Annotated in this window: 23 protein-coding genes and 1 riboswitch; of the genes, 7 read left to right on the top strand and 16 right to left on the bottom strand. The window is 56.2% G+C overall.

The window, feature by feature from the left end; genetic code table 11:
- Nucleotides 1–68 precede the first annotated feature (68 nt).
- Nucleotides 69–1,439: a prephenate-dependent tRNA uridine(34) hydroxylase TrhP gene (gene trhP, locus ACFFLD_RS19355; RefSeq protein ID WP_386043183.1), complete on the top strand. Its 1,371-nt coding sequence runs from the start codon at nt 69–71 to the stop codon at nt 1,437–1,439.
- Here trhP and ACFFLD_RS19350 read toward each other — a convergent pair.
- From ACFFLD_RS19350 to ACFFLD_RS19320, 7 genes are all read right to left on the bottom strand, one after another.
- Nucleotides 1,432–2,169, bottom strand: coding sequence for a DODA-type extradiol aromatic ring-opening family dioxygenase (locus ACFFLD_RS19350; protein ID WP_386043181.1), 738 nt, complete (start codon nt 2,167–2,169; stop codon nt 1,432–1,434). The genes trhP and ACFFLD_RS19350 overlap by 8 nt on opposite strands.
- 61 nt (nt 2,170–2,230) lie before the next feature.
- Nucleotides 2,231–2,689, bottom strand: a complete 459-nt coding sequence (locus ACFFLD_RS19345) for a DoxX family protein (protein WP_386043179.1) — start codon at nt 2,687–2,689, stop codon at nt 2,231–2,233.
- 87 nt (nt 2,690–2,776) lie between these two features.
- Nucleotides 2,777–3,697, bottom strand: coding sequence for a LysR family transcriptional regulator (locus tag ACFFLD_RS19340; protein WP_386043177.1), 921 nt, complete (start codon nt 3,695–3,697; stop codon nt 2,777–2,779).
- A gap of 11 nt (nt 3,698–3,708) precedes the next feature.
- Nucleotides 3,709–4,329 carry a thiamine phosphate synthase gene (gene thiE, locus ACFFLD_RS19335; RefSeq protein WP_386043175.1) on the bottom strand — a complete coding sequence of 207 codons (621 nt, stop codon included), beginning with the start codon at nt 4,327–4,329 and terminating at the stop codon, nt 3,709–3,711.
- On the bottom strand, nt 4,319–5,128 hold the full coding sequence (gene thiM / locus ACFFLD_RS19330) for a hydroxyethylthiazole kinase (RefSeq protein ID WP_386043173.1): 810 nt from the start codon (nt 5,126–5,128) through the stop codon (nt 4,319–4,321). The genes thiE and thiM overlap by 11 nt, the downstream gene beginning before the upstream one ends.
- Nucleotides 5,129–5,152: 24 nt before the next feature.
- Nucleotides 5,153–5,250: riboswitch (TPP riboswitch) on the bottom strand.
- A 130-nt stretch (nt 5,251–5,380) separates the two neighbouring features.
- A complete protein-coding gene (locus ACFFLD_RS19325; protein ID WP_386043171.1) occupies nt 5,381–5,725 on the bottom strand; it encodes a hypothetical protein in 345 nt (114 codons plus the stop codon).
- Nucleotides 5,726–5,863: 138 nt separating this feature from the next.
- Nucleotides 5,864–6,238, bottom strand: a complete 375-nt coding sequence (locus ACFFLD_RS19320; RefSeq protein ID WP_386043169.1) for a DUF2237 family protein — start codon at nt 6,236–6,238, stop codon at nt 5,864–5,866.
- A gap of 172 nt (nt 6,239–6,410) precedes the next feature.
- On the opposite strand from ACFFLD_RS19320, the gene gloA reads away from it, so the two are divergent.
- Together gloA and ACFFLD_RS19310 are read left to right on the top strand one after the other, a co-directional pair.
- Entirely contained in the window at nt 6,411–6,944 is a 534-nt protein-coding gene (gene gloA / locus ACFFLD_RS19315; protein WP_386043167.1) for a lactoylglutathione lyase, read from the top strand.
- 12 nt (nt 6,945–6,956) lie between these two features.
- Nucleotides 6,957–7,325 carry a DUF6164 family protein gene (locus ACFFLD_RS19310; RefSeq protein ID WP_386043166.1) on the top strand — a complete coding sequence of 123 codons (369 nt, stop codon included), beginning with the start codon at nt 6,957–6,959 and terminating at the stop codon, nt 7,323–7,325.
- On the opposite strand, the gene ACFFLD_RS19305 is transcribed toward ACFFLD_RS19310, so the two are convergent.
- Nucleotides 7,322–7,987, bottom strand: a complete 666-nt coding sequence (locus tag ACFFLD_RS19305; protein ID WP_386043164.1) for a cupin domain-containing protein — start codon at nt 7,985–7,987, stop codon at nt 7,322–7,324. The genes ACFFLD_RS19310 and ACFFLD_RS19305 overlap by 4 nt on opposite strands.
- Nucleotides 7,988–8,129: 142 nt before the next feature.
- A complete protein-coding gene (gene ampC, locus ACFFLD_RS19300; protein WP_386043162.1) occupies nt 8,130–9,347 on the bottom strand; it encodes a class C beta-lactamase in 1,218 nt (405 codons plus the stop codon).
- A gap of 137 nt (nt 9,348–9,484) precedes the next feature.
- On the opposite strand from ampC, the gene ACFFLD_RS19295 reads away from it, so the two are divergent.
- The gene (locus ACFFLD_RS19295; RefSeq protein ID WP_386043160.1) at nt 9,485–10,360 is read left to right on the top strand and encodes a LysR family transcriptional regulator; all 876 of its coding nucleotides are present in this window, start codon (nt 9,485–9,487) and stop codon (nt 10,358–10,360) included.
- A 72-nt stretch (nt 10,361–10,432) separates the two neighbouring features.
- Here the strand turns inward: ACFFLD_RS19295 and ACFFLD_RS19290 are convergent, their stop codons facing one another.
- The 6 genes from ACFFLD_RS19290 to ACFFLD_RS19265 form a co-directional block, all read right to left on the bottom strand.
- Complete coding sequence (locus ACFFLD_RS19290) at nt 10,433–11,533, bottom strand: metal ABC transporter solute-binding protein, Zn/Mn family (protein ID WP_386043158.1); 1,101 nt, start codon at nt 11,531–11,533, stop codon at nt 10,433–10,435.
- Between the two features lie 64 nt (nt 11,534–11,597).
- Nucleotides 11,598–12,497, bottom strand: coding sequence for a metal ABC transporter permease (locus ACFFLD_RS19285; protein ID WP_386043156.1), 900 nt, complete (start codon nt 12,495–12,497; stop codon nt 11,598–11,600).
- Nucleotides 12,481–13,215 carry a metal ABC transporter ATP-binding protein gene (locus tag ACFFLD_RS19280; protein ID WP_386043154.1) on the bottom strand — a complete coding sequence of 245 codons (735 nt, stop codon included), beginning with the start codon at nt 13,213–13,215 and terminating at the stop codon, nt 12,481–12,483. Before ACFFLD_RS19280 ends, ACFFLD_RS19285 begins: the two co-directional genes overlap by 17 nt.
- The gene (locus ACFFLD_RS19275) at nt 13,212–13,361 is read right to left on the bottom strand and encodes a hypothetical protein (protein ID WP_386043152.1); all 150 of its coding nucleotides are present in this window, start codon (nt 13,359–13,361) and stop codon (nt 13,212–13,214) included. The genes ACFFLD_RS19280 and ACFFLD_RS19275 overlap by 4 nt, the downstream gene beginning before the upstream one ends.
- Before the next feature lie 134 nt (nt 13,362–13,495).
- Nucleotides 13,496–15,220 (bottom strand): HD domain-containing phosphohydrolase, encoded by a 1,725-nt coding sequence (locus ACFFLD_RS19270; RefSeq protein WP_386043150.1) that lies wholly within the window; start codon nt 15,218–15,220, stop codon nt 13,496–13,498.
- A gap of 138 nt (nt 15,221–15,358) precedes the next feature.
- The gene (locus tag ACFFLD_RS19265; protein WP_386043148.1) at nt 15,359–16,042 is read right to left on the bottom strand and encodes a hypothetical protein; all 684 of its coding nucleotides are present in this window, start codon (nt 16,040–16,042) and stop codon (nt 15,359–15,361) included.
- Nucleotides 16,043–16,200: 158 nt separating this feature from the next.
- Here ACFFLD_RS19265 and cas3 point away from each other — a divergent pair, with 158 nt between their 5' ends.
- Nucleotides 16,201–18,879, top strand: a complete 2,679-nt coding sequence (gene cas3 / locus ACFFLD_RS19260) for a CRISPR-associated helicase Cas3' (protein WP_386043146.1) — start codon at nt 16,201–16,203, stop codon at nt 18,877–18,879.
- A 5-nt stretch (nt 18,880–18,884) separates the two neighbouring features.
- Here the strand turns inward: cas3 and ACFFLD_RS19255 are convergent, their stop codons facing one another.
- Nucleotides 18,885–19,316: a DUF29 domain-containing protein gene (locus tag ACFFLD_RS19255; RefSeq protein WP_386043144.1), complete on the bottom strand. Its 432-nt coding sequence runs from the start codon at nt 19,314–19,316 to the stop codon at nt 18,885–18,887.
- An 85-nt stretch (nt 19,317–19,401) separates the two neighbouring features.
- Here ACFFLD_RS19255 and casA point away from each other — a divergent pair, with 85 nt between their 5' ends.
- Both casA and casB read left to right on the top strand, forming a co-directional pair.
- On the top strand, nt 19,402–21,102 hold the full coding sequence (casA, locus tag ACFFLD_RS19250; protein ID WP_386043142.1) for a type I-E CRISPR-associated protein Cse1/CasA: 1,701 nt from the start codon (nt 19,402–19,404) through the stop codon (nt 21,100–21,102).
- Nucleotides 21,102–21,764 carry a type I-E CRISPR-associated protein Cse2/CasB gene (casB, locus tag ACFFLD_RS19245; protein ID WP_386043140.1) on the top strand — a complete coding sequence of 221 codons (663 nt, stop codon included), beginning with the start codon at nt 21,102–21,104 and terminating at the stop codon, nt 21,762–21,764. The genes casA and casB overlap by 1 nt, the downstream gene beginning before the upstream one ends.
- The last annotated feature ends 22 nt before the right edge of the window (nt 21,765–21,786 follow it).

The following is a 21,786-nucleotide window of genomic DNA, read 5'->3' as shown; positions in this document are numbered from 1 at the left end:
GCTGGTTATAATCCAGCCTTTTCGTCGCAGTACGCTGCGTACCATCGTCCTGATAACGGTGACTGTTAATGCAAGCCCCCGAACTACTTTCTCCTGCCGGTACCTTCAAGAATATGCGTTACGCGTTTGCCTATGGGGCTGATGCGGTGTACGCGGGCCAGCCACGCTATTCCCTGCGTGTACGTAATAACGATTTTAAAATTGATAACCTCCATCGTGGCATCGACTACGCCCATGCACGAGGCAAGCAGTTTTACGTTGCCTCCAACATTGCGCCGCATAACAGTAAGCTTAAGACATATCTGCGTGATATGGAGCCGGTGATGGCGGCAGGACCCGATGCGCTCATCATGTCGGATCCAGGGTTGATAATGATGGTTCGCGAGCGCTGGCCGGAGCAAGTGATTCATCTGTCGGTACAGTCAAACGTGGTGAATTGGGCCGCTGCCAAATTCTGGCAGCGCCAAGGCATTAGTCGCATCATTTTATCCCGGGAGCTATCGCTGGATGAGATCGGCGAAATACGTGCCGAGTGTCCGGATCTGGAGATTGAAACGTTTGTCCACGGTGCGCTGTGTATCGCATATTCTGGCCGCTGCTTGCTGTCGGGGTATTTCAATCACCGAGATCCTAACCAAGGTACCTGCACCAATGCATGTCGCTGGAATTACAATACGGTGGCCGCCAGCCACGATGATAAAGGCGACTTGATACCCGTTCAGGGCAACCATACGGCGGCGGCCCCCGAGCAGGACGAACTCTCGGCGCTGATCGAAGACATTTCCCGCCCTGGCAAACTGATGCCCGTGCATGAAGACGAACACGGCACTTACATCATGAACTCCAAGGATCTGCGTGCGGTACAACACGTGGCGCGGCTGACGCAGATGGGCGTGGCGTCGCTAAAAATTGAAGGGCGCACTAAATCGCATTATTACGTTGCGCGTACTGCGCAGGTTTACCGGCAGGCCATTGATGACGCCGTGGCGGGCCGCCCTTTTAATCGCGGGCTAATGGACGAGCTTGAGAACCTGGCCAACAGGGGGTACACCGAAGGCTTCTATCAACGCCATGTTCATGGTGAGTTTCAAAATTACGAGCAGGGCCACTCCATCGGCGTGCATCAACAGTTCGTGGGTGAAGTACTGGGATACGACCCAGTACGCGAAACGCTTGAAATAGAGGTTAAAAATCGTTTCGAGGTAGGCGATGGCATGGAGCTGATGTTGCCTGGGGGCAATCACCGCTTTTTGCTCGGTTATATCGAGAACCAACGGGGCGAAGCCCAATCCGCAGCGCCGGGTTCGGGGCATCGCGTGCGTATCCCCGTGCCCGGTCTCACCATTACCCCTGAGCAGCTTGAGTTTGCGCTGTTAATGCGCGATCTCACGCCTACCCAGACCACCCCCGCGCAATCGCTGGGTGTCTCGATCAGCTAAAGGCGTAAACGTCCATCGCCAGTACGCCATGCTCGACACTATGATGTAGCTGACGGGCATCGCCTCCGGCGCCCATCGCCACGAGCAGCGGCTGAAAGTGTTCTGGCGTCGGATGATTACGGCGTGCTTCGGGGGCTTCTTCCCAGGCCAGCATGGCAGCGCGGTTGTTCTGGCCAAGCTGCTCACTGACCCAGCCTGCGAAGTCATCCACCCATGAAGGCATCTGGCTGCCGGGAGGCATCGTCTCATAAAGATTATGCGTTAGGCTGCCCGAGCCAATCACCAGAATATTCTCTTCACGAAGCGCGGCCAATTGACTGCCTAACTGCGTTAACGCCTCATTAGACCAGCGCATCGGCAGCGACACCGAGACGACCGGCACATCAGCATTGGGAAACATGAGCGACAGCGGCACCCAGACGCCATGATCGAAGCCGCGCTCCACCGCTTTGGCATCTAACAGCGTGGCTAAACGTTGGGCCAATTCAGGTGCGCCCGGGGCGGGATACTGGCACTCGAATAACTCGCGTGGAAAGCCACCGAAATCGTGAATGGTTTCCGGCCAGGCGGTGGTACTCACCTTGAGGTCAAGGCTCTCCCAATGGGCGGAAACGACCACGACGGCCTTAGGGCTTAGCGTTTGGCCAAGCTCGCGCAGAAAGCGGTGTGCCGGCGTGGGGGTGAGCGCTAGCATGGGAGAACCGTGAGAGATAAACAGACTGGGTAACATGGCAACATCTCCTGATAAAAAGCCCCGGCAAGCGACCGGGGCAGCTAGCAACGGCGCTGCGTTAGCGAAAACGGCGGTTAAGGATAAAGCTTCCACCGCCCAGACCTGCCTGTACTAGCAGCGCGACACTCCAGAATAAGGGGAATTCCCAGCCACCGCCCTCGTTGGAGAACATCCAGCCGTTACTCAGGTGGATTGAGGTGGCGCCCAGCAGCAGCGGTATCATGGCAAGGCTGATCCAGCGCGTATAAATACCCAGGATTAGCGCCAAGCCGCCTCCCAACTCGCCGAGAATGGTCAAATAGGCCAGAAACCCAGGCAGCCCCAAGGATTCAAAATAACCAACCGTACCCGGTAAGGTAAAGACGAACACTTTGAGCAGACCGTGAGCCAAGGCCATAACGCCCAGCGATACGCGCAGCAGCGCAATCGCATGCGGCTGAACCGCTGAGGAAGTAGTGGCAGGGGGCGTATTGACAGAGGGAGACGCGGCAGTGGGGGTCGCATTAGATACGTTCATTAGGTTGCTCCATTAAGGGGTAGGGGCGATCTCAATGAAGCCACTCTACGTTGCTTTCCCGTAGAGATAATCCACGATTAATGAACATCACTGTTGCGTTATAGGCGACAATCCCATTTCGCGTTCCCAACTCGGTGGTGTGCCCCAGGCGTTTGCCAGCAGTTCAATAAAGCGCTCTACTTTCGCGGGCAAAAAGCGACGGGCGGGATAAATCGCATGAATATCCAGCATCGTCGGCGCCACATCACTTAGAACCGGCACCAAGCTACCTTGTATAATGCTGTCGATCACCAGAAAGCTCGGTTGATGGGCAATCCCCAGGCCCGCCTCGGCGGCATGGGTCAATACATCACCATTGTTGCTTTCCAGTGGTCCCTGAGCGAACAGCGTAGTATCGCCTATATGCCAATCACCGCTGACAGGGCCACTGCGATAACGCAAGCAGCGGTGTTCTTTCAGCGCGTTGATAGTCGTTGGCGTGCCATGCCGAGCCAAGTAGTCAGGAGACGCACAAAACAGCATTCGGCAGCGCGTCAAACGCCGCGCAATCAGGCTTGAATCCGGCAGGTTACCGATACGAATGGCCATATCGTAACCCTCTTCGAGAAGATCCACGCGACGATCATTCAGGTCGAGGCGCACCTCAAGGCCGGGATGTTCCACCATAAAGCGCGCTACCAGGGGCGAAAGATGGCGAACCCCAAAGCTCATCGGTCCGTTGATTCGCAAGCGGCCGCGCATATCGGTAGCACCGCTACCGACATCCGCCGCGGCTTCATCAAGCGCCTGCAAAATACTCTGAGCATGTGCCAAGTAGCGCTCGCCCTCGGCAGTCAGGTGCAGGCGCCGAGTGGTGCGCTGAATCAAGCACACGCCCAGCGAGGCTTCCAGCGCCATCACCAGTCGCGAAACCCGCGTGCGCGATAGCGACAGTGCCTCGGCCGCGCGGGTATAGCTTTTCAATTCAGCCACACGGACAAAGGCAATAATCGGCTCAAGCTGAAGCATGACTTACTCGCTTACTGCTCAGAATGTGCAAAGGCACGGGCAGCGATTTCTGGGTCGGGCTGCCCGCAGATAGCTGAAATGACCGCGAGTCCACTGGCACCGGCACGCTTAACCGCGCTTGAGTGGCTCGCGTTAAGCCCACCAATCGCCACACTGGGCAAGGGGCACTCTTTCACCAACGAAGCAAGGCCACCAAACCCAATGGGCTGGGCATGATCCCGCTTGCTGACGGTGGCGAACACCGGGCCTATGCCGACGTAATTGAGTAGCGTCATCGGCGCGGCTTGAAGCTGGGCCAATGTATTGATTGATAAGCCGATAATGGCGTTCTCGCCCATGGCGGCGCGAGCTTCCTGCGCCGCGGCGTCGCTCTGGCCAATATGCAGCCCGTCTGCCTGGCTTGCGAGCGCCACGCCTAGACGGTCATTAATGATCAATGGCACACCGCTGCCTGCGAGTAATGCTTTTAGCCGTTTGGCCTGAGCCACCATGTGTTCATCGTCGGCATGCTTGTCGCGTAGCTGGACCATGGTGACGCCGCCTCTTATCGCGGCTTCCACCGTTTGCTCCAGACCATAGTCTTCGCAGAGGGCCGCATCGGTGACTAAATAGAGCGACAGATCAAATGGCATCGATGGCGACCACGCGGGCGTTAGCCGACAAGTCGTCAGCAGTGAGTTGATAAAGTGCATCCAGCAACGCGACCTGAAAGCTACCCGGGCCCTGCGCCACACTGCCCGCCTGCTCGCCCGCTACCGCAAAGCAGGCAAGCGCTGCGGTGGTCGCCGCCAGGGGGTGGTCACGGTTGGCCGCCACAAAGCCTGCTACCAGGGCGCTTAGCGCGCAGCCGAGCGTAGTGACTCGCGGCATTAACGGGTGGCCTCCCTCAATTTGATAGTGCTGTCGGCCATCGGTGACCCAGTCGCGTTCCCCGGTCATCGCCACTATACAGCCTTGCTGCTTCGCCAGGGCGATCGCGGCCTCTGCGGCTTGCTCAGTAGTGGACGTTGAGTCCACGCCACGGCCTTGGCTCTTTAACCCGTTAAGGGCAAGAATTTCCGATGGGTTGCCCCGAATGACCGTAGGCGACATGGCGAGCAATTGGCCACACAGCTGCTGGCGGTAGGTGGTTGCGCCAACGGCAACCGGGTCTAGCACCCAGGGTATCGCGTGTTGGTTGGCGGTAGCGGTGGCCGTTAACATGGCCTCGGCCCAGGGGGCTGAAACGGTACCGATGTTAACCGAGAGCCCTGATGAAAGCGCGGTGAACTCAGCGACTTCCTCTTGGGCGTGCAGCATTGCTGGCGACGCGCCCGTCGCTAGCAGCAGGTTAGCGGTGCTGTTCATGGCGACATAGTTGGTGATGCAGTGAATCAGCGGCGTTGTGTGACGTAGCGCCTCAAGGTAATCACCCAGGGGAAGTAGGGTCATAGCGTCCTCCCGGCAGGGAGGTGGTGGGCGTGCACCACGACTCCCTACGCCGGCGTTATCCGGTTCAGGTTCAAAGGGTGCCTCTCAGCCCGCTATGTTAGCGGGCGCCCCTGTCGAACAGTGACTATCCCTGCCCGACGAAGGCTTGTAAAGGGGGCGGTGGTCGCACGTGGCGCTTAACAAGGAGTTGGCACCTGACACGGATAGCCGCCGTCGTGTTGTCCTTAAGCCTTGCGTGTTAAGCCGGGGGCGTTAGCGGAAAGAGATGCGCGTGCCGTACGCGAGCATTTCGTCTGGCGTCATCGCTTTACCCGCCACTCCAATCATTTCGTCGCCGCACTGGTCGGCAAACGTCAGTACACCATGACTCAATCCCAGTTGGCCGAGCGTATCGCGTATCTCGCCGGTACCAAGAAACGTGCTGGCGTGCCCTTTGTCGTTACATAAATCAGTAACGCCGTTGGCGTGATGAAAGCGGACTTTGTAGATACCGTCCATCGATTCCACTTCAACAATGGGTGAAAAACCGTTTTGCAGGGCGATAGACAGCTGCTTCAACGTAAGGCGGTCACCAAGGGTCGTATCAATTGAGCTCATAACACTCTCCTGTCAGACGCCGAAAGTAGGCATCACTAGGTACAGCATGAATGACGTATCACCCATAGAGTGTACATACGATGATTAGCTTTTGTAGAGGTTTTGCATAATATTTTGCCAGTACCGACGAGTGCCCTATTAATGAAGCGCATCCAGCGCGTACTGCTGAAGCTTTATCAGCGGAATGATGGTTAAGGTTTTTTGATGGGTGCCGGAGAGAATCACGGGTGGCGCCACCCCCACCTGAGCCGCTTCCAGCCAGCGGCCTGCGCATAAGCACCAGCGATCACCAGGTTTCAAACCAGGAAAGCCATGCTCCGGGCGAGGCGTCACCAGGTCGTTACCTTGGGCCTTGGAGAATGCCAAAAATTCTTCAGTGACCACGGCACATACCGAGTGTATACCGACATCATCAAAACCGACTCGGCAGAATCCATCCCGGTAGTAACCGGTTTTGGGTTCGTAACAGCAGGGCGTGAGTGGTTCACCCAGTACGTTGCGATCTCTAGACATTAAACCTTCCTTTCAATGGCGCTAGAATTATCCCCATGCTGCCCTCATTATGGGTTGATTAGGTCGTGAACTCCAATAGCGGCCCCTCGCCAAGTGTGTGCTAGCGATTTAAGCGGGTAGGCAAGGCCGCTATTAATGAGGGCGATAGGTATCTTAGCGATAAGGAGGCAACATGGCATTTCAAGGTGAACAGCATCCTGGCGTCGTCGCCACCCCGCCGCAGACCAAAGGGTTTCGTTTAAACCATACGATGCTGAGGGTGAAAGATCCCGCCCGGGCGCTGGCTTTTTATTCCTCGGTATTTGGTATGCAGGTGATGCGTCGGCTGGATTTTGAAGAGATGCAGTTCTCGCTCTATTTCTTGGCCAACCTGGAGCCGAGCGACAGTGCGCCAGAGGATACTGACGCACGCACCACCTGGACCTTTGGTCAGAAAGGGTTGCTGGAGCTGACCCATAACTGGGGCACAGAAAAACAGCACGACTTTGCCTACCATGACGGCAACGCCGAGCCACAGGGCTTTGGCCATATCTGTTTTAGCGTGCCGGATTTGGCAGCGGCGCAGGCATGGTTTGACGACCACGATGTCACTTTCGTCAAGCGTGCCGATCAAGGCAAGATGCAGGATGTTATCTTCGTTAAAGACCCTGACGGGTATTGGATTGAAGTGATTCAAGCAGACCTGATGGCGGGGAAAAGCGACTGATGAGGCATGCCAATGGCTGAACTGCTGTTCCGGTTACGACACGTGACTGATGAGGAAGCCGAGGAAGTACGCGATTTGTTCGCTGCCGAGGGTTTAGATACCTACGAAACCCAGGCGGGTTTTTTTCGCCTGGGGGTCGATGCTATTTGGCTACGCAACCCAGACCAGCACGACGCAGCCATTGCCGCGCTGAACGCCTATCAAGCTGAGCGCCTGGAGCGTGCCCAGCGAGAACACGCAGCAGCGGTTGAACGGGGCGATCAAATGACGTTATGGAAACACCTCGCCGCTCATCCGCTGCAGGTGGTGTTGGTGCTGCTAGCGGTAGGTCTTGTTGCCGCGCTGACACTACTACCCTTTTTAGGCCTGGCGCGAGCCTAAGCGGCTGGTAGGTGTCCTCGCTTGAGGTACATCCTGACACCCTCGTCACCCGCGGTTAAAGCGGGCGCCGCACCGCTAGGGTAACGGCACCAGGTGCCCGCCGTGTAGTGCTGTTCACTGTCGCTCAGCGAGCCTTCCAGAATCAGCAACTCTAACCCGCCCAGCAGCGTGGGGTAGGTAATTGAGGTACCTGCTGCCCAGCGCTCCAGGCTGGTGCGCTCCTGCTTATAGGTATGTAGCATTTTATAAGCAATGCGCGGACGCCGATCCGGCTGCCAAGGGAGCCGGTGGGCAGGCACGGCGAGCTGGAGCGTGTCGTTTAGATCAAATTGATGCAGTTTGACGAAAATCAGTGCACCTTCCTCGCCAATCTGCGGCGTATGGCCAGTGCCAATAGGGTTTCGTAAGTAGCTACCCGCGGCGTAGCGGCCATGCTCATCGGCAAACACACCTTCCAGTACCAGGATCTCTTCGCCGCCGCCGTGCGTGTGCCGCTCAAATTGAGTGTGGGGCGCGTAGCGAACCAGGCTCGTTGCACGGGCAACTTCGTCACCAATGCGGTCAAACATCATGCGCTCAACCCCTGCGCTGGGGGAATCGACCCATTGGTACTGCTCGGGGGTAACACAGGCAAAGTGGCTAAAATCGGCGTTTAGACGCATGGGAAGGGCTCTTCGCAGTGACGGTAAAATAACGGGGAGGGGTGATAGTCTCCTTATCGAAAGCGCAGAATGCAACTTTCGGTTGTTTGATCGTCGCGATATAGACGCAACATGCCGCCTGAAGGCGGCATGAGGTTAGTCATTATAGAGGCGATCTCATTGATGGTGTCTTGGTTAGCGCAGTGAGTAATTGGTACGCCGCTTCGATGCGCGCCTGGTTGGGGTAGTTGCGGTTTGCCAGCAATACAATGCCGATCTGCTCGCTGGGCACAAAGGCGACATAGCCACCAAAACCGTTGGTAGCGCCGGTTTTGTTATAAAGCGCCTCCTGCCTGGGGGCGAGCGGCGGGCTTAAGCGGTTGGCGGGATTGGGCTCTAAAATCATCTCCAGGGAGTTGCCCGCCAGTAACTGCTCCAGCGTTACTGGATAGGCGTAGCTTTCCCAGCCCAGCCCTTGGTTCATCTTGCCGACACTAAAATACCCCGTGCGTGTGGCTGCCAGGGCGTGGCTGAGTGGCTCGTCTAGGGTGTTGTTAACGTCACTTTGCTCAAGCCCTGCGCTACGCATATTGGCTTCTACAAACGTGAGTACATCGGCGGCGGTGGATTTCAAACCATAAGCCTGGGCATCCAGCATGCCTGGATTCACCCGAATGGGCTCATCTTCCTTCGAATAGCCGTAGGCGTAGTTCGCCTGCTGCGCTTCCGGTACTTGGTAATAGCTGTGTTCAAGCCCGAGCGGGGCAAACAGCGCTTCTTTCATCAGTGTCTCAAAGGGCTGGCCCAGGCGCTGAGCGGTTAAATAGCCCATCAACCCTATGCTCGGGTTGGAGTAAAGCCGATGGCTACCAGGAGGCGATTCAGGCTGCCACTGGCGATAGTAGTCGATCATCTGCTCTTCGCTTTGTACTGCATCGGGAAACTGCAGCGGAAGTCCCCCAGCAGTGTAGGTGCCCAGCTCCAGTAGGGTGATCTCATCAAAGGCACTGCCTTCAAGGGAGAGCAGGTACTCGCTGGCTGGGTCGGAAAGCGAAAGAGCACCGCTGGATTGCGCATAGCCGGTCAGCGCAGCGGTGAAGATCTTACTGATCGAGCCTAGTTCGAACAGGGTCTCCTCGGTTACCGGAACCCCCGCCTCTTGGTCGGCTTCCCCATAATAAAAGTAATGCTGTTGGCCATCGATACTCAGCGCAACCGCCATGCCTGGAATACGGTGTTCTGCCATGAGTGGCGCGATAGTGTCGCCTACCAGCGACTCAACCTGTTGGCTATCAAGCCTTTCTGATGCCCAGGCAGAGCTGCCTATCATGAGTGAATAGGTTACGATAAGGCCGCTTTGTGCGGCTAACATCTTGCGCATAATAAAACCCTTTAAGGATAACGGCTAGGAAGCTTCGCCAGCCGCAAAGAGGTGACCGCGGTTAACATACGGTGGGCTAACAAGATTGACAAACAGCTAGATTTTGCATGAGCCATTAGAAAAACTAGGGGGTTGGTGTGGTGCGTCCTTACTTGCCGCTGAAGGCGCTGCGTGCGTTTGAGGCATCGGCCAGGCATTTAAGCTTTACCCGCGCGGCAGAGGAGCTTCATGTCACCCAAGCCGCCGTTAGCCATCAGGTTAAGTTACTTGAAACTCAGTTGAAGGTGCCGCTGTTCACGCGTTTGCCGCGGGGGCTAATGCTTACCCAAGAGGGCGAGCGGCTGTTGCCGGTACTGACGAGTTCTTTCGACCAGATGTCGCATACGTTAGAGCGGGTGGGAGAGCGTAACGACAGAGAAGTGTTAAACCTTGGTGTCGTCGGCACTTTTGCGGTTGGTTGGTTGCTGCCGAGGTTGGCTGATTTTCAACAACAGCATCCGTTTGTAGACGTGCGCCTGTCCACGCATAACAACCGTGCAGATATTGCCGCCGACGGCCTCGACTTTGCTATCCGGTTTGGCACAGGTGCCTGGCATGGCACCGCAGCACAGCCACTGCTACCTGCATCGCTCTCGATAATGTGCACACCTGCTATTGCGGCATGGCTTAAAACACCTGCCGATGTCGTAAACGAAACCTGGCTGCGCTCTTATCGTGCCGATGAATGGACAGAGTGGTTATTGGCGGCGGGGCTATCACGCAGCTTTCCAATGTCGAAAAGCATTGTGTTTGATTCTTCTATCGCTATGGTGGAAGCAGCGCTGCTGGGCGTTGGTGTGGCTCTGGCACCACCGCTCATGTTTTCTAGGCAACTGAACAGCGGCGCGCTGGTACAGCCTTTCGACACCACCGTCAGTTTGGGAGGGTACTGGTTGACCCGCCTGCAGACACGCCCCGAAACCCACGCCATGGCGTCTTTTCGGGAATGGCTGCTCACGGCTATTAATAAATGACGCGTTAATAGCGGAGCAGCGCATTGAGCGATATCAGTGTGGTGGCTATCGCTGATGAGTGACTAGCGTTGCTTAATGACTATGCTCACTGTGGTCGTGGTCGTGGTCGTGGTCGTGGTCGTGGTCGTGGTCGTGGTCGTGATGGGCATGATCATCGTGACCTGGCACCGCCAGTGCATCATGCAGTACGTGGGCATTATGGCGCATCATGCCCAGGTAGGTACTGGCTTCGCCCTCGGAGGCCAGCGCATCGGCGTAAAGCGTACCGGCAATCGGCAGGCCGGTTTCTTCAGCCAGTTGAGTGATGATCGCCTGATTGGTCATGTTCTCATGGAAAAGCGCTTCCACGTTCTCTTCCCCAATCACATCCACCAGGGCGGCCATGCTGGCGCCACTGGGGTCGGCTTCAGTCGACAGCCCCACTGGCGAAAGGAAGTTTACGCCATAGGCATTGGAGAAATAGCCAAAAGAGTCGTGTCCGGTAATCACGCTGGTGGACGACGGTATTTCGTCAATCAGGGCACGAATTTCGGCGTCTACGTCGGCCATTTCCTGCAGATAGCGCTCGGCATTGGCGCGGTACTCATCGGCATTATCGGCATCAGCGGCGATTAACCCATCGCGGATATTGGCGACATACACCTTCGCTTGCTGCATATCCTGCCAGGCGTGAGGATCTTCATCGCCATGGTCGTGCCCGGCGTGCGGATCAGCGTGGTCGCCGTGCTCATGGTCATCGTGCTCAGCATGCCCGTGATCGTGATCGTCGTGGTCATGGCCACCATGGTCGTGTGCGTGCTCATGGTCGTGCTCATCGTGCCCAGCGTAGGAAAGCGGTTTAATGCCATCAGTCGCAGTGACGAGTTCACCGGCGTAGTCGCTAGCGCCAATCAAACGTTCCATCCAACCTTCAAACAGCAGGCCGTTGAACACCACTACATCCGCGTTAGCCAGAGAGCGTGCATCGCCAGGGCTTGGCGAATAAACGTGGGCATCGCCATCGGCAGGCACCAGAGAGGTAACATCAACGTGCTCGCCGCCGACGTTTTCTACCATATCGGCCAGGATCGAAAAACTGGTAACGACCTGGACGCGCTCATTAGCGATAGCCGCAGGCAGCGCCAGCAGGGCGGAAACGCCGACTAACCAGCGCGACGGTGAAGAAAATGACATACAGCACTCCTTACGATGAGACATGAACGAGAAAAGCGAAGCCCAGCACATCGTCAAGTGCTGGCTAAGACTCAAGAGATCCTTGCTCTACCGCCAACGGCGTGGTTTTACGCCGCAGCTTGGCCGCCAAACTGTGGTAACGACCAAACAGGGCCGAAAACAGATAACCGGCCCCGGCCAGCAAGATAATGCTTGGCCCAGAAGGAATATCCAGATGGAACGAGAGCAGCAGGCCACCCGTGCTGGATACCATCGCCAGCACAATCGCAATGCCGATCAACCCTTCCAAGCGTTTACTCCAAAAGCGTGCCGAGGTGGCGGGCAGCATCATTAAACCCACTGCCATCAGGGTACCCAGGGTCTGGAAACCGGCGGTTAAATTGAGCACCAATAGCCCTAGGAAAACGCTATGTACCCAGCCGCTGCGTCGGCTTTGTCCGCGTAAGAACAGCGGATCCAGGCACTCCACCACTAACGCGCGAAAGATGATCGCCAGCGTTACGACAATCAGTGTGCTGATGCCTGCTATCAGCATTAGCGCGGTCGAGTTAATCGCTAAAATAGAGCCGAACAGCACGTGGGTGAGATCGACACTGCTGCCACCCAACGAAATCAGCATCACTCCAGCGGCTAGCGAAATAATAAAAAAACTCGCCATGGCGGCATCTTCGCGCTGACCGCCCATTTTCGACACTGCCCCAGCTAGCAGCGCTACCATCAAGCCAAAGAGCACGCCGCCAATGCTCATGATGGGTAGCGAGAAGCCTGCCAACAGGAACCCCAACGCGACCCCAGGTAAAATAGCGTGCGCCATGGCATCGCCAATCAGGCTCATGCCGCGCAATACCAAAAACACACCCAGCGGCGGAGCCGCTAATGACAGCGCTAAACCACCGACCACCGCGCGGCGCATGAAACCGTAGTCGAACGGGCTAATTAGCCACGTATTAAGCAGATCCAGCATGGCGCCCTCCCAGCGTAAACGGCACTACCTGAGCGGGGGCATGATGCTGAGCCAGCGCACTGGGCGCCAGCCATTGGCAATGGCCGCCATTGAGCATTAATACGTCGTCAGCCAGGCGGCGCAAATGGTCCATATCGTGCAACACCACAATGATCGTGGCGCCGTCATCCGCCATCTGGCGCAGGATGCGGATCAAAATATCCACGGTTTCGCTATCCACATTGGCGAACGGCTCATCAAGCAGGAGCAGCTCGGCCTCCTGCATCAACGTACGTCCAATCAGCGCGCGCTGGCGCTGGCCGCCGGAAAGCTCGCCCAACGGGCGGTGGGCCAAGTGCGAAATGCCCAATCGCGCCATGATCTCTCGGCCCTTGCGATAGTGCCCCGCGCAGTAGCCGGTTAACGCGCCGTGGCTTGGCCAACTGCCTGTCATCACCAACTCTTCAACACTCATGGGAAAGGTCAGGTCTAACGCCAGTTGCTGCGGAAGCCACGCCCGTCGCTCTTTGGGTACCGTACATACCACTTCGCCGCTGATAGGGCGTAACTCACCCATAATGGCTTGAATTAACGTACTTTTACCGGCACCGTTAGCGCCAATCAGGGCAGTAATCGCGCCTGGCCGAAAATCACCTTCGACATGTTCCAGTACCGTGCGCCGCGCCTGAGCTAAATGCAGATTGTGTAGCTGACAACGAGATAAAGCGCCCTGACTCATCCCAACCACCCACTCGCCCAAATCACCAACCCCCAAAGCGCCAATAGCGGCATGGCAACCAATAGCAGCCGTTTAACCGCCGACAATGACATCAAGGAGAAGTGGCAGGGACCCTCCTTATTATGGTGATGCGTATGCTCACTCATCCAGTGGCCTCATCTAATATCAAATAGGTTATAACATAACACTTGGCAAAGCCAAAAAATTGCTGGATATTTTACGCGCTCCCCCGCTGATGGCAATCATCAGCGAGGAACTAGCAGATCCGAGAATGGGCTTTTTATGGGGTCAGGCCGTAGCGCTCGGGCTGAACCGACTCGACCAAGCGACCTAGCTGATCAAAATCGACCCGATTGATGTCGTCATCATAAAAGATGCCCTCGCGGCGGGTATTGCGCACTACCCGCACCCGGCAGGGCTGGCCGCGCTCATCCAGCGCCAGTACCCACGCCAGGTAACCGTGGGAGAACCGCACCAGACAACCCAGTGGGTAGAAGCCATGGCGCTGTACATAGCGGGTAACCCAGTGATGGTCAAAGCGCGCTGGGCGATTGTAGAGATAGCGATAGGCTTCGACGGCGCCTAATGCCGGGCGGTCGCCGCGTGGGCGTGTCATGGCATCAATCACATCAATGACCGCCGCCATGCGCGCCACCGGGGAGAGCGCTTCTTTGGTTACGCCCCGTGGGTAGCCTGAACCATCCAGCCGCTCGTTGATATCGCTGATTATTTCCCGCTCCAGTGCTTCAAGGGGGTAACCCGCACGCTCAAGTGCCGCCAAAAGCGTGTCCACATGGTCGCGCAGGTGAAGGCGCTGAGCGTCGCTCATCTCACTTTCCAGCGAAGGTAGCGTCTCATCAATCAGCATCGCCTTACCCATATCATGAATCAACGCCGCCCGAACGGCGCGGTGTGTCTCGGCGGCAAGCGCGGGCTCGGCGAGCATCAGATCCGCCAGTCGGCCTGCCACGTTAAGCGAATGCTGCATCCACTGGGGTTCGTCGCCAAGGCAGGCAAGACCATAGAAAAACGCCTGACGCCCTTTGCTCAACAGCTGTATCAGCTCGTTGGCGCTGCGCTCCAGGCGCTCCACCGGCAGGGGGCGGTCATTTTGTAACGCCAGCAGGAACAGATGCTGATTACGGGCGATGTCCCGCAGCGTGCTCACTCTCCTGGGGCTACGTCGTCGCTGACGTTTGACTTGCTTATGGGGCGGGTGGTCGGCGCTTGTGTAGAGCGGAGTAGGCGCTGCCAGCCGCGACCCCTCGCCAGAGCGCCAGGCAATCTCTCGCTCGGTGGATGCTACCACATGGGCCAACTGACGATGACGAGGACGGTCAAGGTGGCTAAAGGCCAGGCCGACCGCCGCTTGATCGCTGCGCGGCATCGGCGTGATATGGCGCACCGATGCATCTGCGCTAAAGCGCTCGCCGCTGGGGAAGGTGAGCATGACCTCAGGCAGCGTCTGGCCCTCGCTTAGTGATGCACAGTCGCAAAGCGGCAGACTAAGCAGGCAGCCACCGCTGGATATATCACGCAGCGTTGCCTGCAAGGGCGGTTGGCCCACAAAACACGTCATCGCCGCGCTGACAGTCATATCCTTACGCAGCGTAATACGCACCCTCTGGCGCCGGGCGGCGGTTAATAGACGTTTGGGAGGCGCGCAGCGCAACTGCAAGGCATTGCCAAAACGCTCGGCTTCTAACACTCGGATGGCTTCAAAACGCAGCGTCTGATTATTCTCTGCGCGCAGCGTCAGTCGGTGCTCGCCAAGTGTTAATGCTTTCAGGCTGCCAGCATCGGTGACCACCAGCGAAAGCTCGCCAGTGGCCGGGTCTAGCTGATCAAGGTGCGCCGGATAATTGAATGGCGAGCGGGATGTCTGATCATTGAGCGAAACGGTCAACGCATCGCAGCGATCATCCAGGTTGATTAATACATCGGTAATATGACGCGCGTCGTCCACTACAACGCCATCACTCTCCCCTGATAGTAACGTTTCCATTTGCGTCTCTTTTCATTATTGTGCCCGTCAATTATACGCGCTTATTGCTGCATATTTATTAATATACGCTAATATGACGGGTCGCCGAAAATGCCTCGCTTTCAAACGTTTAAAGTAACGTGTGGTGAAGTGCCGCGCTCAGTAGCGCCAGGTAGCGCCAAGCTGTTGAGGCGACACCATCAGTGCATATTCGCCGGGAATCGTCATTGATCCCAGCGTCAGGTTAGCGGGCTGGAAGCGATTGATCGCCGAGGAAGCCTCGTTCGGCTGTGTCCATATCTGCAGCTCGTTCACCAGCATGCCGGTAGCAAAGTTGATCGCGCCATCGCTCTCCCGGCCATCGGCAGCAATGACTGCACCAGCGATGCCGTTGACTACCAGCGAGTTCACCCGGGCTCCCCAGCCACGCCGTTCGCGCTCGGCCTGGGCAAGTTCAAGCCCCAGCGCCTGCACGCCGCTTAGCTCACCACTGGCTTTCAAACGCTTGTATTCGGCAAGCGCTGCCGGGTGCGGCTGGCGATCCATCAGCATACCACCCAGTGCCAATGCCGACTTCACTACCCCTACCCGCGCATCAAAGCGGTCATCGCTGTCGCTCGCCTCGCTGGACTGGTAAGCATTCACCGCAAGGCTGGTGCCATAAATGCCCGTCCATCCCCACTGCCAAAGGTTGGCGTGGCGTGCACCTTCCTCAAACACCTCGTCATATTCATTCCAGTGAGGAGCCGCCTGCGCCTGGCTTGGTGAGTGGGTTTGTGAATGAGCCGGTAGAGCCACCGCTAACGAAGTAACCAACGCAGCGAAGAGACGAAACACATGCATGGTGAGAGCCTATTAAGGGAATGAATAGCGCTAAGCGTAGCACTTAAAACCAATGAGCCAAGGGGGGATTTAAGACTGGCGAAGTATGACTAAGGTCAATAGCGTTTGATCATAAAGAATGATTAGATGAGGTAGCAGATTAATAGCGGGGGTCGACGGTGACTTACTATCGTTATTGGGGTAAGGCTAAAGCAAAGGAAGGCGCTGTAGAGTGTCATCTTTTGCCGTATCACAACCTGGATGTAGCCGCGGTGGGCTGGTTACTACTTTCCCCCGATAAGCCGATGACTCATCGCCTAGCAGCGCAGTTAAGTCTTGAGCCAGACGTGTTGCGCCATCTGCTGGTCTTTTTGCTGGGGCTTCACGATATCGGTAAGTTTTCCCGAGCCTTCCAAGCCCTTTTTCAATCAGCTTCAGACTTAGCGCTAGTTCCTCCTGCTGCACAATACGCCTACACCGAACGCCATGATCGGCTAGGAGCAGTGATATGGGAGACCAAATGGCTCGATTGGCTGGAAGATGGCGCGCTGAAATGGCCTTCCGGACCGACGAGCCGTACGGAGCGCAAGGCGCTACGCGCCGCTCTCCCGGTTCTCACGGCTCCCTTCTTTGGCCACCATGGCCAGCCAGTTAATGCAGGCAATATCGATGTAGATGCATTTTTCTGTCGCGATGAACATGCCGATGATATAGAGGCAACGCGACAATTCATTGCCGACTGGGCCAACGTGGTTTCGCCGGAGTGGCCAACTGAGCAGCTATTTTCTGAAGAGTGGGTTTATGCGCTGAAAACGCTTAGTTGGAGTATTGCTGGCTGGGCAACGTTAAGCGACTGGTTGGGCTCCAATCGCGATCATTTCGCCTACCATCAAGGAAAAATGCCACTCGCCGATTATTGGCAAATAGCCTTGGAAAGCGCTGAAAGGGCATTGCAAGAAACAGGCTTTAATGAACTCCCCAACCCCCTCCCTTACGCTGGCATGGCAAGCTGGTTTGGCCAGCAGTCCATTACGCCAACGCCTCTTCAGCATGCCGCTGAAAGCGTAAAAATATCAGATACGCCCCAGCTATTTATTTTGGAAGACGTCACTGGTTCAGGGAAAACAGAAGCCGCCTGTATTCTAACCCAGCGCCTGCTGTCGGCGGGTCATGGCGATGGGCTCTATTTTGCACTTCCCACCATGGCGACTTCTAACGCCATGTATTCACGGTTGGGCAATTTGCATCGCCGTTTCTATACCGCCGAGTCGATGCCTTCTTTTGTGCTTGCCCATGGTGCGCGCGAACTAAACGATGACTTTATTGCAGCAGTGACGGCGTCTCAGCCGGCCGATCTGGACTACTCATCTAGCGAACTCTCTGCCACCAGCCGTTGTAATCAGTGGCTGGCGGACTCGCGTAAAAAAGCGCTGCTGGCGGAGGTGGGTGTCGGCACGATCGACCAGGCATTAATGGCTGTTTTACCGTTTCGCCATCAGTCGATGCGTTTGTACGGACTGGCGCGCAAGGTATTAGTGATCGATGAGGTTCACGCCTACGACAATTACATGCAGACACTGCTGAGCCAGTTACTGACTTACCATGCGCGCCAGGGCGGTAGCGCCATTCTGTTAACCGCCACGTTACCCCTCACCATGCGAAGCGCGCTGATGGGGGCTTGGCAAAAAGGCCTGGGACAGCCGGAAACGAAACCACAAAAAGAGGATTTTCCGCTACTGACCCATGTGAGCCTAGGTGAGCCGCTTGAGCTGCCGTTAGGCTCGCGAAAAGAAGTTTCCAGACGTGTCGATGTTGATTGGCTAAGCGAAGAAGAGCAGGCCATTGACGCGGTGTTGGCAGCGGTGGAGGCCGGTGAATGTATCGCCTGGGTGCGTAATACGGTTGATGACGCCATTCGCGCGTTTGAAGCGATCGCCGCTCGGCATCCTGACCCCGAGCGCTGCCTGCTGTTCCACAGTCGTTTTGCCATGGTCGATAGGCAACGCATTGAGTCGCAGGTAATTGAGCGCTTGGGTAAGGACTCAACACCCGAGATGCGCAAAAGCCAGGTGCTAATTAGTACGCAGGTATTTCAGGAGTCGTTGGATTGCGACGTGGACGTGATGATCAGCGATATCGCGCCTATCGACTTGTTGATTCAACGAGCAGGGCGCTTGCAGCGCCATCAGCGTGGCCCGCGCTGTTTACCGCGCCTGCTGATTCTGGCGCCACCCTGGGTCGATGATCCCGATGAATATTGGCTCAAGCGTACGCTGCCGGGCACCCAGGCGGTTTATCGTGACACATCGTTAAGCTGGTTAACCCAGAAAGTGTTGCGCCGTCTGGAAGCGATTCGTATGCCAGAAGATGCGAGGGAGCTTATCGAAGGGGTTTACGGCCAAGTATCGGATGACATTCCTGATGCGCTTCAGTCGGCTCGTTATGAGCAGAAAGGAATGCAAAAAACGGCTGGCGCCATGGCGAGGTTTAATGCACTCGATTTGGAGAAAGGCTACACAAAAGATGACCAGTGGCAGGAAGAGCAAGAGATAGGTACGCGACTGGTGGATGAGCCCACCATTAATGTGGTGCTGCTAATGCTCACCGAAAATAACCAGCTTGTACTTTATGCTGGCAGCTGTCGCCATACGGATATGCTCAGCCAAGTCAAGCTGCGCCAGAGCCAGGCTGGCAAGCTGGCATCACTATCCAGCCATTATGAAAGCCAGTGGCTTGCATTACAGGAGCGCTATAAAGCACTGAAATACACCCAACCGTGGCTTGCCGGTGCTGATGCTGAATGCCATTACGATGCCCAGTGGGGCGTTCGGTTGGCCGCCAAGGAACAAGCGCAATGATGCGCTTAGTGCTCGCTTGGCTGGAAGGCCATGGCGTCTTCAAAACTGTAAAGACACTGCTCGGGAAACTCCTGTGGTTCCCGGTCGGTCTCGATGGCAGCGGCACGTCGGGCATCCATGTAGGCCTCATTCATCAGGTCAGGCAACGATGCTTTCAAACTTGGGTTGTCATTAAGCAGGCGATCCACCTTGGTTTGCGCATCCTGAATCGTCAGCCGCCAACTGCGCGAACGCCGCTCCGGCTGATAGTCCCATTTCAGCAAATGCATCAACAGGCGAGCCAATTGGCTAATCAGGGCACGTCGCTCGCTTTTTCCCATGCTCTCGATCTCCTCGGCAAGATGCTCAAGATCCAGCTTGTCCAGCTTGCCAGCCCGCAAAAGGCCCGCCTGCTCAAGCGCCCAGGCATAGCCATCTTGCTCGTAATGAATCGTCATTATTCAGGCCCTCCCCAGCTTACTGATTCCGATTTGTATCAGTGTAAACGAAGCATTGACACCAGACGACACTATCGAGGTGTGCATGAATCTACTTAACAATCCCTGGTTGCCCTTTTTACTACGTAACGGAAAGGTCGAGTATCGTCCCCCTTCGGCGGTAGCTGATCCTGAGGTTATCAATCTTGCTCTGCCGCGTGCGGACTTCCAGGGTGCCGCCTACCAATTTCTGATTGGCCTGCTGCAAACGGCATTACCGCCGAAAACGCACGACGACTGGCTTGATCAATTACTTGAACCCCCCAGTGTTGCCAAACTGGATAAGGCATTTGCGTCTTTCGAAAATGCCTTTGAGCTGGACGGTGATGGTCCGCGCTTTATGCAGGATATTGATCTGCTGGAGGATGTAAAAAACGCCACTGTCAGTGGCCTGTTGATTGATGCGCCTGGCGCCAACGGCATCAAGAACAATACCGATTTTTTCGTAAAGCGTGGCCGTGTCGATGTGATGTGTGAGTCCTGCGCCGCCATAGCGCTTTACGCCATGCAGATTAATGCCCCGGCGGGCGGGGCCGGTATCCGTGTAGGCCTGCGGGGAGGTGGCCCGCTGACCACGTTGGTCATGCCCGAGTTAGCCACAGCCGGTTTATGGGAACGGCTGTGGCTAAATGTCATCACGAGAAGTGAGGTCACTCAAAAAGGGCAGCAATGGACAACGCCACATCCTGAAGAGCCTTCGCTATTTTTCTGGATGGCCAACACGCGCATCAGTGACAAGAAAGGCACTGAAGTACTGCCTGAGAACACGCATCCTCTACACGCTTATTGGTCCATGCCGCGGCGCTTTCGACTGTTGTTTGAAGAGGTTGACGAATGTGCGTGTGATATTTGCGGAAGGAAAACGCCGCACGTCGTGCGCGAGCTGCGCGCTAAAAAGCAGGGCGCCAATTACGATGGACCTTGGCTGCATCCTCTAACGCCCTATCGGCGTGACCCTAAAAAGCCCAATGAACTGCCGCTTTCCAGCAAGGGGCAGCCGGGCGGGTTGGGTTATCGGCATTGGTCGGGCTTTGTGCTTAACGATGAAGATAACAGCGGCGCGATAGCGTCAGCGGTACTGAAGGGCTACCTCGAAAAACAAGTTCTGGTGAGGCAGGAGCGTCGCTACCAGGAAGACATTCAGGAGCTGCTCACAGAAGCGCGTTTATGGGTGTTCGGCTATGACATGGACAACATGAAACCGCGCGGTTGGTACAGCATTGAAATGCCCCTTGTGGAAATACCAAAAGGCCAGCAGGAAAAGCTTCGCACCTGGGTCCAAAAGTTGACGGAGCTTTCACGCAACATCGCCTGGATGGTGCGTACTCAGGTGAAAAACGCCTGGTTTTCGCGCCCGTCGGATGCCAAGGGTGATATGAGTGCGATCGATAACCAGTTTTACGATGCGACAGAATCTGCCTTCTTTAAAACTTTATTAGCGCTGCAAGAGACGCTACAGCAAGACGTCTCCTTACCCCATATTCCTTCCAGCATCGCCGAACAGTGGTACTTCGCCTTGAAGAAGGAGGCCATGCGCGTATTTGAAGATATGGCGCTAAGCGGTGCTCAGGAGAGCATGGACCTTGAGCGCGCCACCGCTGCCCACCGGCAATTGCAATACTTTCTAAGTGGCAAGAGCAAAGGCAGCAAAGTGGTGAGCGACTTTATCAAGCAAGGTGGTTTTGATCCATCCGCTACGGCCAATAGCAATGCGAGCGCTACGGCAACAACGACAGGAGACGCCTGATGAGTGACGTGGTAACGCCGGAAACATCGGAAAAAGAAGAATTATTGACCGAGTCGGAAAAAAAGGCGCTAGTCGGTTTGAAACGTGATGAAGCCGCCGCCTTACGCCGGTGGTGGCAACGGTTAACGCTGACACCTCAAGAGTTAAAAGCATTAACTCCCCAGCCATCGTTCCCCCGCGGCGTCCGTGCCGTACTTCGCCGTTGCGATAGCGCCGACGCTGCCATGCTCACTCAAGGCTTTCGCGAGCTATGGGCGATGTTGCCAGAGGCGACCAAGAAAACGGAATATCAAGAAGAGCAACTTCAAGTTTGGTCATGTATCGCTCTGATCTCAGCGGAATTACGCAAAGAAGAGAAGGGAGTTTCCTTGGCCAAGCGGCTTGGTCAGCAAAAAGATAGCACTGGTAAACCGCTAATGAGCGAGCTGCGCTTTCAGCAACTGCTTTCCTGCCGAACGCCGGAAGAATTTATTCAGCGCTTACGCCGGGCGCTGGCGCTGGCCAATAAACAGGATATTAGCGTGGTGTTACTGGCAAGCGTTATTGCGCTCTGGTGGCGCGAGCACCGTGGTCGTCTTTCCGCCAAGCCAACCCAACGCCTCGGTTTTGTGCTGGCGAACGACTACTTCGCCGCAACCTCTCGCTATACCCACCGTGACTGATCACGTCACTCTTAATTAATAA

The organism is Vreelandella sulfidaeris (assembly GCF_042429665.1).
Lineage (GTDB): Bacteria > Pseudomonadota > Gammaproteobacteria > Pseudomonadales > Halomonadaceae > Vreelandella.
This window is presented reverse-complemented; position numbering and strand designations above follow the sequence as displayed.